The sequence below is a fragment of the Desulfovibrio sp. 1214_IL3152 genome (genome assembly GCF_036763055.1).
In the GTDB taxonomy this organism is placed as follows: Bacteria; Desulfobacterota; Desulfovibrionia; order Desulfovibrionales; family Desulfovibrionaceae; genus Desulfovibrio.
Genome location: NZ_JBAIYW010000475.1, coordinates 1 through 9,137 on the forward strand (window position 1 = coordinate 1; position 9,137 = coordinate 9,137).

Annotated in this window: 10 protein-coding genes; 5 read left to right on the plus strand and 5 right to left on the minus strand. The window is 55.8% G+C overall.

Annotation, left to right across the window (positions count from 1 at the left end):
- Positions 1-1,022: DUF1848 domain-containing protein (locus V6C07_RS10025; RefSeq protein WP_333536307.1), on the minus strand; the 1,022-nt coding region annotated here is incomplete at its 3' end.
- Positions 1,023-1,091: 69 nt separating this feature from the next.
- Here V6C07_RS10025 and V6C07_RS10030 point away from each other — a divergent pair.
- The 4 genes from V6C07_RS10030 to V6C07_RS10045 are packed head-to-tail and all read left to right on the plus strand — an operon-like array spanning position 1,092 to position 3,184.
- Positions 1,092-1,259 (plus strand): hypothetical protein, encoded by a 168-nt coding sequence (locus V6C07_RS10030; RefSeq protein WP_333536308.1) that lies wholly within the window; start codon positions 1,092-1,094, stop codon positions 1,257-1,259.
- Positions 1,259-1,666, plus strand: coding sequence for a 6-carboxytetrahydropterin synthase QueD (queD, locus tag V6C07_RS10035; RefSeq protein ID WP_333536309.1), 408 nt, complete (start codon positions 1,259-1,261; stop codon positions 1,664-1,666). Before V6C07_RS10030 ends, queD begins: the two co-directional genes overlap by 1 nt.
- Before the next feature lie 29 nt (positions 1,667-1,695).
- Positions 1,696-2,541, plus strand: a complete 846-nt coding sequence (locus V6C07_RS10040) for a WcbI family polysaccharide biosynthesis putative acetyltransferase (protein WP_333536310.1) — start codon at positions 1,696-1,698, stop codon at positions 2,539-2,541.
- 19 nt (positions 2,542-2,560) lie between these two features.
- The gene (locus V6C07_RS10045) at positions 2,561-3,184 is read left to right on the plus strand and encodes a flavodoxin family protein (protein ID WP_333536311.1); all 624 of its coding nucleotides are present in this window, start codon (positions 2,561-2,563) and stop codon (positions 3,182-3,184) included.
- A gap of 681 nt (positions 3,185-3,865) precedes the next feature.
- Here V6C07_RS10045 and V6C07_RS10050 read toward each other — a convergent pair.
- The gene (locus tag V6C07_RS10050; protein WP_333536312.1) at positions 3,866-4,363 is read right to left on the minus strand and encodes a hypothetical protein; all 498 of its coding nucleotides are present in this window, start codon (positions 4,361-4,363) and stop codon (positions 3,866-3,868) included.
- A gap of 141 nt (positions 4,364-4,504) precedes the next feature.
- Here V6C07_RS10050 and V6C07_RS10055 point away from each other — a divergent pair, with 141 nt between their 5' ends.
- A complete protein-coding gene (locus V6C07_RS10055; RefSeq protein ID WP_333536314.1) occupies positions 4,505-5,287 on the plus strand; it encodes a potassium channel family protein in 783 nt (260 codons plus the stop codon).
- Between the two features lie 609 nt (positions 5,288-5,896).
- Here V6C07_RS10055 and V6C07_RS10060 read toward each other — a convergent pair.
- The 3 genes from V6C07_RS10060 to V6C07_RS10070 form a co-directional block, all read right to left on the minus strand.
- On the minus strand, positions 5,897-7,006 hold the full coding sequence (locus V6C07_RS10060; protein WP_333536316.1) for an ABC transporter permease: 1,110 nt from the start codon (positions 7,004-7,006) through the stop codon (positions 5,897-5,899).
- A 100-nt stretch (positions 7,007-7,106) separates the two neighbouring features.
- The gene (locus V6C07_RS10065) at positions 7,107-8,234 is read right to left on the minus strand and encodes an ABC transporter permease (RefSeq protein WP_333536317.1); all 1,128 of its coding nucleotides are present in this window, start codon (positions 8,232-8,234) and stop codon (positions 7,107-7,109) included.
- 76 nt (positions 8,235-8,310) lie between these two features.
- Positions 8,311-9,137, minus strand: an 827-nt coding sequence (locus tag V6C07_RS10070) for an ABC transporter ATP-binding protein (protein WP_333536318.1), incomplete at its 5' end; no start/stop codon positions are given.

A 9,137-nucleotide genomic window follows, 5' to 3' on the forward strand; every position in this document is an offset into this window, starting at 1 on the left:
TAGCAATAGACGCAGCCGTGCGGACAGGTATTGTACTGCCCGATGTCTTTGCACGGCACACACAGGCAGTCCGGGCGCTGGCCCGGATCACGCGGATAGGAACGCTCGCCCGCGCCCGATGCCCCCGGCAGAAGCAGTTGTTCGGCGCCGTTAAGATTCAGCAGGTCAAGTACATCCGGATGCCGTCCGGCAAGCTTCAGCACAAGCTCCGGGTCAGTGCAACGGTTATGCGCCACGCCCTGGGCGGAAAGATCCGCCTTTTCGCCGCATGTGGCGGCCCGCATGCCGTAACTTGCGCAGATGTCCGCAATGGCCGCGCCTGTCTGTCGCATTTCTTCCGGCGTAAAATCACGCCAGGCAATAGCGTTGCGCCGTAAATTGCCCTCCACCTTGCGGTAGGGCGCAATGTCGGCAAAGCTGAAAACCAGCTTTGCCGTGTATCCGGCCAAGCCCTTGGCTATTACGGCAATTCTGTCCAATAAAACCGCAGGAGTAAGCATGTCATGTCCGTGTGCCGCGGCCAACAGAAGCGGATCAAAGCGCCAGATCATGCGCTCCGGCCCCAGCCTGTCCGCCAGACGGCGAAACGTTTCCACCCTTTTGCGCAACGGCGGCAAGCCAGGCTCCCAGCCTTCGTTTTCATAATCGTTGAGCGTATATTGCAGATAGCCCGTCAGACCGTACTCCCTGATGCCGGGCAAGCAGCCGAGCAACGGAGCGGGATTTTTGCTCCAGAAAACGGCCAGTCGCGCCCGCTCAAAAGACACATACTGCGGCTGCCCGTTAAAGGGATTGACCCAGCGCGCATAGCCCGCCCGCAACCGCTCCATAAACCAGGGCATATAAAAAGCCGGTATGTCCGTGGCGCGGCTTACCGCCAAAAGCACAGGGGCTATGGCCGACACCGGGCCATCCGCAGTATGGATTGTCATTCTGGGCCATTTCATGCCCGGCAGCATGACAAGGCGATGACCTGGCGTCAACACATCCCAGTTGGCCTGCCCCCAGGCTTGTTTTGACAAATTCCACGCAATTGCTATTCTCGACAGAACAGGCTCACAGGAATAAAACTCCAAACACACTGGTATTGCATGTCTTTTTTTTCCTGGCTGCAACGCATCTTCACGCCGCCTTCCACGGGCGACCCGAATATTGATGAAGAGAGCGTCAACTTTCAGTGGAATCAGAACGCCCGCATCGTGCTGGCCATTATCATCGTCATTTTATCGGCCTTCGTGGTCTACTGGATACTGTCCTGATGTCTGAAAAACTCTGGCGCCTCACTGTGCGCGACGACTTTTCCGCCGGGCATGCCCTGCGGCATTATGAAGGCAAGTGTGAGCGCATGCACGGTCACAATTTTGCCGTGGAACTGACGGTTGAGGGCAACCGCCTTGCCCCGCGGACAGAAATGCTGCTGGATTTCAAGATACTGAAAAAAGCGCTCAAAGCCGTACTGGACGCGCTGGACCACCGCCTGCTCAACGAAACGCCTCCCTTTGACAGTATCAACCCTTCGTCAGAAAACCTTGCACGGCATATCTGGCAGGGCATGGAAGCGCTGCTGGCGGAACACGAAGACCCGCAGGCCCGGCAGGTGCGCCTGTACAGCGTTACGGTGTCAGAAAAAGGCGCACAAAGCGCCACCTACCTGGAAACGCGCTAGCCCGGCCACCCGGCAGCCCCAAAATCGCCATGCCGCAGGCCCTCTGTCTTTTGCACGCCAACTGCCAGGGCGAGGCTTTGAGAATTCTGCTGGAAAATTCTCCGGCTTTTGCACGGCGTTTTACCGTCCGGCACTGTATCAACTACACCAAGGAAGATCTTGCCGAAGCCGACCTGAAAAAATGTTCCCTTTTTCTCTATCAGCCCCTGGCCCCCAAATGGGGCAGCATTTCCACAGAACAGATTTTGCCCCGCTTGCCCCGGTCTTGCCAGTCGGTTGAAATTCCAAATCTTTTCTTCAAAGGATACTGGCCCTTCTGGAGCAGCAGCCCGCCCATCAATTTTGGCGACAGCCTGCTTGAGACCCTGCTGGAAAAGGGGCTTACTCCGCAGGAGGCGCTGAACGTCTACCTGCGCGCAGGTCCCGCACTTATGGGAGACGTGGAGGCCGTGGCCGAGGACAGCCTGCAAAAGGAAGAGCAAAAGCAGGCCGCAAGCCCCATAAACTGCGCGGCGCTGTTGCGCGAACGCTGGCGCCATGAACAGCTTTTCATTACTGTGAACCATCCCGGCCGCACCCTGCTCTTTCATGTGGCAGACAGCCTGCTGTGTTTGCTTGGCCTGGGGGGCCTGCCGCAGGATGTGCGCCGCGACTACGTACATCCCCTTGAAGACTTCTGGCTGCCCATCCACCCTGCGGTAGGATCGGTTTTGGGGTTGCCCTTTGCAGCGACAGACAGGCGCTATGCCGTTTACCGCACCAGCCTCACCCACGCGCAGTATACCGGCTGCTATCTGGCGTGCCGAAGCCACAACATTTCAGACCTTGTAACATTTCTGGAAAACCTGCTGCCCGGGCAGCATTTGTATGCCTGAACGCAAGAAAGGAGTTTTTATGAAAGTATTGCTCATTAACGGCAGCCCGCACCCCAAGGGCTGTACCTTTACGGCGCTGTCCACCGTGGCCGCGCAACTGGAACAAAACGGCGTTGAAAGCCAGATCATCCAGATCGGTTCCAAAGCCATACGCGGCTGTATCGCCTGTGGAAAATGCAAGGAAACCGGCTATTGCGTCTTCAAGGACGATCCGGTTAACGAAAGCATCGACCTTTTGCGCGCGGCCGACGGCGTTGTGGTAGGTTCACCTGTGTACTACGCCGGGCCCAACGCCACCCTTTGCGCTCTGCTGGACCGCGTATTTTACATGAAGTCCGCCGCGTATGCCTTCAAACCGGCCGCAGCCGTGGTAAGCTGCCGCAGGGGCGGGGCCAGCGCCTCTTTTGACCGGCTGAACAAGTACTTCACCATTGCCCGCATGCCTCTCGTGTCTTCCCAGTACTGGAATTCAGTGCACGGCAACAACGCGGAAGAAGTTGTGCAGGACAAAGAAGGCATGCAGATAATGCGTACCCTCGGCAACAACATGGCATGGCTCATCAAGTGTATCGCCGCAGGCAAGGCAGCCGGAATCAATCCGCCCGCGCCCGAGGCCTGGGAGCCCACCAGCTTCATCCGTTAGGGCAGATTAATTTTGAGAATGTCCATTCTCAAAATTTACGGCACGCTCGCTTCGGCGCTTAACAGCGCAAATAAATTGCGCTTACTCACGCAGTCGCCAGAGCAATTTCAAAGTAAAAATGCTCTAAGGGCAGTTTTATATTGAAAGTGCCGTGGCGGCGGGGCGAAGCGCTGAAGCGCACGTCTTGCAAAAGCACTGAGAGCGCAGGGCTTCAAAGCCAAGCGGCTCTGGAGTCAGGGCAGTAACCGCTAGACAGTGCCGTCACGAGCGCCTTTCCCGGTATCTCTGCGTCGAACTTCGCCTTTTATTCCGGTCGAGTACCATAAGAGTACACTCCTTACATAAAAGGCTCGTTCTCCTTGATATACCAAGGAAATCCATCTCGTGACGACACTGTCTAAATCGGTTAACGTTTGACATATTCTGGCTGCCTTCGTTTGGGACGCCTGCGCAGCGGGCGGCAGAGGGAGGGCAGGACAAAAAAGCCCGGGATACAAAAAGTATTCCCGGGCTTTTATATTTAAAAAACTCTTTTAGATCAGATTAACTTTGAGAATATACATTCTCAAAGTTTAAGGCACGCTCACTTCGGCGTTTAACCGCGCAGATAAACTGCGCTTACGCCTCCGTAGCGAACGTCTGCTCACACAGCCGTCCGAGCAATTTAAAAGTTAAATTGCTCTAGGGCAGCGTTGGCTTCAGCGGCATAAGCGCCTTGTATGGTCCCCGCATTTTATACACAAAGTCGGTCATGGCAAGGTCGCCGCTGACCACAAGCATGAGCAGCACTCCGGAAGGGGCGTCTTCGCGCACAATGCCATACCCCTTCAGCCCCTGCTGCTCAAAAGTAAATTCCCACTGGCCCTGGCGCAGCACGGGGCTGCTGCCGCCCAACCTTTGCGCATTGGCCTTGGCAGCCGCTTCGGCTTCACCGGGCTTGGCCGGTCCCACGATGATCAGGGCCGAGGCCTTGTGGTTTTTCTGTCCCAACAGCACCTGGACAGCGTCCTTTACCTTGGCGGGGCCGTTAACCACCACCCAATCCGGGGGCAGTTCAACGCTATAATATTTGGTAGTCACGGGTACGGCCAGGGCCTTGCCCATCAAGGGCGGCATAACCAGCAAGGCCAGCAAGAAAAACAGCGCTCCGGTGACTGAAAGGCGACAAAAACGGGGCATGGCACTCTCCATTACTTTCCGTAAAATCTCACAACAGGCAATACTCTACGGTTCATGCGCCGTCCTGTCCACATAAAGCCCTTCAGACCACTTGCCCGCCACGGGCAATATTTGTAGTATCTGCCTCCAGTGAGGGGTACCATGCTGCAAAAACTGAATTCTCTGCGTTCACAGCTCTATATTCACCGTTTTGAGCTGCTGATGGCTTCGCTGCTCTGCGTTTTTGTGTGCAACATTTTTTTCCCCAACAATATCTATGGCGGGGTGGCCCAGTCCATCTACCTGCCCTTCCAGTTGCTGGCCGGACTGGTGCTTTTTGAATTCAAGCGGCGTGTTATATGGCTTGTAGTGCTCTTCGGCGTGCTGCTGCTCATTTGCCGGGCATTGAACATTTTTTTTGTCAGCAACTTTCTTACTGAAATGCTGCTGCTCTATATCTGCTTTTTCGGCAGCATCATGCTTGAGGTTTTCAGACAGATTTACAAAGCGCACATGGTTACAACACGCATTGTATATGCGGCTGTTTGCGGCCTTATGCTTATCGGTTACTGCGGATTTTACCTTTTTCTGGCCATCGAATTTACCCACCCCGGCTCTTTCAACGGTCTGGGCGATGGTGAAAACGCCATCAACAATCTCTTTTACTTCAGCTACGTCACCATATTGACCATCGGCTACGGCGATATTACCCCCAGTACCTGGATAGCCAAAAATGCTGCGGTGCTTGTGGGTTTTATTGCCTATGTCTATTCCATCGTGGTCATAGCCACCATAGTGGGCAGGGTGCAGCGCGCGCCCCATCCCGTGCCTGAAAACCGTCAGGGCGGCAACACAGCGCACGGCGCTCCTGCTGCCCCAAACAAGTCTCAGGCAACGCCGCACCCCGGCGAGGAACATCCCCGAGGCAATCCCCCGCAAACATAGGGGCGGCTTTGCAGCGCCTTTGAAGTGGATAAGTAAACCCGCACTCCACAAACCATATGCAGCTTCAGCCGTCCTCCGCGCAAAAGGGCGTACGGCCGAAGCTGCTCCTACGTCGTGGTGGACGAATGCCTGCTCCCGCAGCAGAGGCCGCGCAGGCGTCCCGACAAAAAACATAAGACCTCTCATCCACTCATATCCTAGAGCAGATTAACTTTGAGAATATACATTCTCAAAGTTTAAGGCACGCTCACTTCGGCGTTTAACCGCGCAGATAAACTGCGCTTACGCCTCCGTAGCGAACGTCTGCTCACGCAGCCAGAGCAATTTCAAAGTGAAATTGCTCTAGAGCAGATTAACTTTGAGAATATACATTCTCAAAGTTTAAGGCACGCTCACTTCGGCGTTTAACCGCGCAGATAAACTGCGCTTACGCCTCCGTAGCGAACGCCTGCTCACGCAGCCAGAGCAGATTAACTTTGAAATGCTTCACATTTCAAAGTTTTCATTCAGCCGGAAAATGCGATTTTCGGCTGAATCCACGCCACATTGTGGCGCGCTGCACTTTCGTGCAGCGTTAGAGCATTTACACTTTTTGAAAGTTAAAATGCTCTAGGCCTTGCGCCTGAACATCCACACCGCCACGCCCACGGTAACAATGCTGATGCAGGTGATCTTGCCCAGACTTACCGCAGCGGCCGCCACAGTAATATCCTTCAGAAAAACCCCCTGCGTGATGGTTGTAAAATGCCGCAAGGGGTTGAGCTGGCTGGCGTGCTGCAAAAAAACCGGCATATTCATGACCGGCGTAACCGCGCCGGAAATGAGAATGCAGGGGACCCCCACAGTAAACGCCCCAAGAAATGCCTGCTGCTGTGTGGCCGACAGTGAAGACACCATAAGTCCCACACCGCCCGAAGCCGCCGCAAATACAAGCATTGCCACGTAGAGCAGCAGTACCGAGCCGGTGAAAGGCACGCCGAAACCAAATACGGAAATAAGCAGAAATATGGTCCCGTGCACCATGCCCACAAGACAGCCGGGCACCAGCTTTGCCAGCGCGATTTCCATAGGTATGGCAGGAGAAACCAGCAACTGGTCAAAAGTTCCCACTTCGCGCTCCCGCGCAACGGAAAGCCCCGTCACCACCAGCCCCAGCATAAAACTCAGCATACCGATAAGGTTGGGCAGAAAAAACCACTGAAATTCGAGGTTGGGGTTGAACCAGCAGCGCATGCGTATGTCCAGTTGCGGGATTGGGGCCGCCATGCCTTGCACAGGCTGCGCACGCGGCGTGGCCGCCGCCACCTGTGCCGTCATGCGCTCCAGATAATAGGCCGCGATCTGCGCCGCATTGGAGCGCCGCCCGTCCAGAATGACCTGCGCCTCCGCCGGTTCGCCCTTTTCGATACGGCGTGAAAATTCTTCGTCAAACACGAGGATAAAAAGGGCTTTTTGCTGATCAAGCGTGGGGCGGATCTGCCCATGCCCCTCTAGATGCGCAACCCCCCGAAACGTGGGTGAGCCTTCTATGGAGTGGATGATGTCGCGGCTCCAGCGACCGCTGTCATAATTGAGCACGGCCACATCCACGTTGCGCACTTCCATTGTGGCGGCCCATCCGAAAATGACGATCTGCATGAGCGGCGGCACAATAATAAGGATACGCGAAATGCGGTTGCACAAAAGTACCAGCAATTCCTTGCGCACAATGGTCGCCATGCGCCGCCAGTTAAGACGCGGAAAAAACGCGCTCAGCCGGGACATCCCCCCTGCCGCCATTTTACTGGCCGCATGAAAGCCTGTGAAGCGCCGCGCCATTCTAGATGTCCAGCCTTTTTACAAGATTTTTGTAGACCAGGCCCAGCAGCACAGCGGCCAGCAGGCCCATAAATGCCAGGCTCGGGACGAAGATCTCCCATACGTCGCCGGTCAGGAATATCGTTCGCAAACAGGTGTTGAAATAGCTGGCGGGCAGCAGCCGTGTAAGAGCCTGAAGGACAGGAGGCATACTGTTAATATCAAAAACAAAACCCGACAGCAGCAAAGCGGGCAAAAAGCCTGAAAACAGCCCGGCCTCGGCGGCCACAAGCTGTCCGCGCAGGGTGACGGAAATAAGCAAGCCCTGCCCAAGAGCGCTGAGCATAAAAACAGAAGAGATAACCAGCAAAACCCACCAGGAACCACGAAACGGCACGGCAAAAAGCAGCACCGCCGCCCCGGCGCAAAGGGCCATACTGAACATGCCCATGCAGAAATAGGGAATAAGCTTGCCGAGCAAAAGCTGCATGCGGCTTACCGGCGTGGCAAACATGGCTTCCATAGTGCCTCGCTCCCACTCACGGGCAAAAACCAGAGACGTCAGCAACGTGCCGATAAGTGTCATGATGACCGTAATGGCCCCCGGCACAAGAAACTGCACACTTTTTGCTGCCGGATTGTACCAAAAGCGCGTTTGCAGGGTTATGGGAGCCTGCAGCGCCTCCCCGCCCGGCAGGGCCGTGGCCTGCCATCTGCTTACAAGCCCCTGGCTGTAGCTCTGGATATACTGGGCCGTATTGGGTTCGGCCCCGTCCACAAGGACCTGCAGATCCCCTGCCGTTCCGCGGTCCAGCGCCGCATCAAAATCCTGCCGGAAAACCAGCACTCCCTGTACGCTCGAATCCCGCATAAGGCGGGCGGCCTCATCCATGCTTCCGGCGCCAACGGTTGAAAACCACGGCGAATGCGCAAAATTTGCCGCCAGATCCAGCGAATGTCTGCCGCCGCTCTCATTAAGCACGGCAAGACGCAGCACGCCCGCATCCAGAGTAATGCCGTAGCCAAAAAGCAGCAGAAAAATCAGCGGCAATACCCCGGCCACCAGGTAAGAGGAGGGATCGCGCACGATCTGCTGAAATTCCTTGCGGATGAGAGCCAGCAGTTGCTGAAGCCAGAGGTTTGTTTTCATAACATGTCACAGGCGCGGAACAGGCGTTCAGAAAATTTGTATTATATTACTGAGCGTTACACAACGTCATGCGTTGCTACTGGGGATTGTTTTTATCATATTCCTCAATACTGCCAATAAAGGCTTCCTCCAGAGTGGGATCTTCCACTGACGTGCATGAAGCCTTGAGTTCGTCAGGCGTTCCCATACGTATCATTGCCCCCCGATAGATGAGGGCTATGCGGTCACAGTATTCAGCTTCTTCCATAAAGTGCGTGGTGACAAGCACGGCGGCCCCGGCGGTGGTTATAGCTGAAATATGCTTCCAGAAATCGCGTCGGGTACGCGCGTCCACGCCGGATGTGGGTTCGTCCAGAAACAGCACGGGCGGCTCGTGCAGGGTGGCGCACAAAAGGGCCAGCCGCTGTTTTTGCCCCAAAGGCAGATCGCCCGTGCGGCTATGCAGAAAATCCTGCAATTCCAGCGCGCCGGACAGGACAGGCAAAAGTTCCTCGCGCCGCTGGCGGCTCAGGCCATACAGTTCGGCAAAAATCTTGATGTTTTCCACAACCGGAATATCGGGGTACAGCGAAAACTTTTGCGCCATATACCCCAGCCGCGCGCGGGCTTCGCTGCCTGCGGTGAGCAGGTCCATACCGGCGACTGAGCACTGCCCCGATGTGGGACGCGAAAGGCCGCAAAGCATGCGGAACGTTGTTGATTTTCCTGCTCCATTAGGGCCGAGCAGGCCGAATATCTCGCCGGGCATCACGCTGAAGCTGATGTCATCGGCAGCGGTAAAATCTCCGAACTTTTTGGTGAGGTGGCTGGCCTCAATGCTTGGCGAGCAGCGCTTTTCGTCAGACGGCGAGGCATGGCCCGCATCCGGCCTATCCGGCCCATCCGCCCCATCCGCCCCATCCG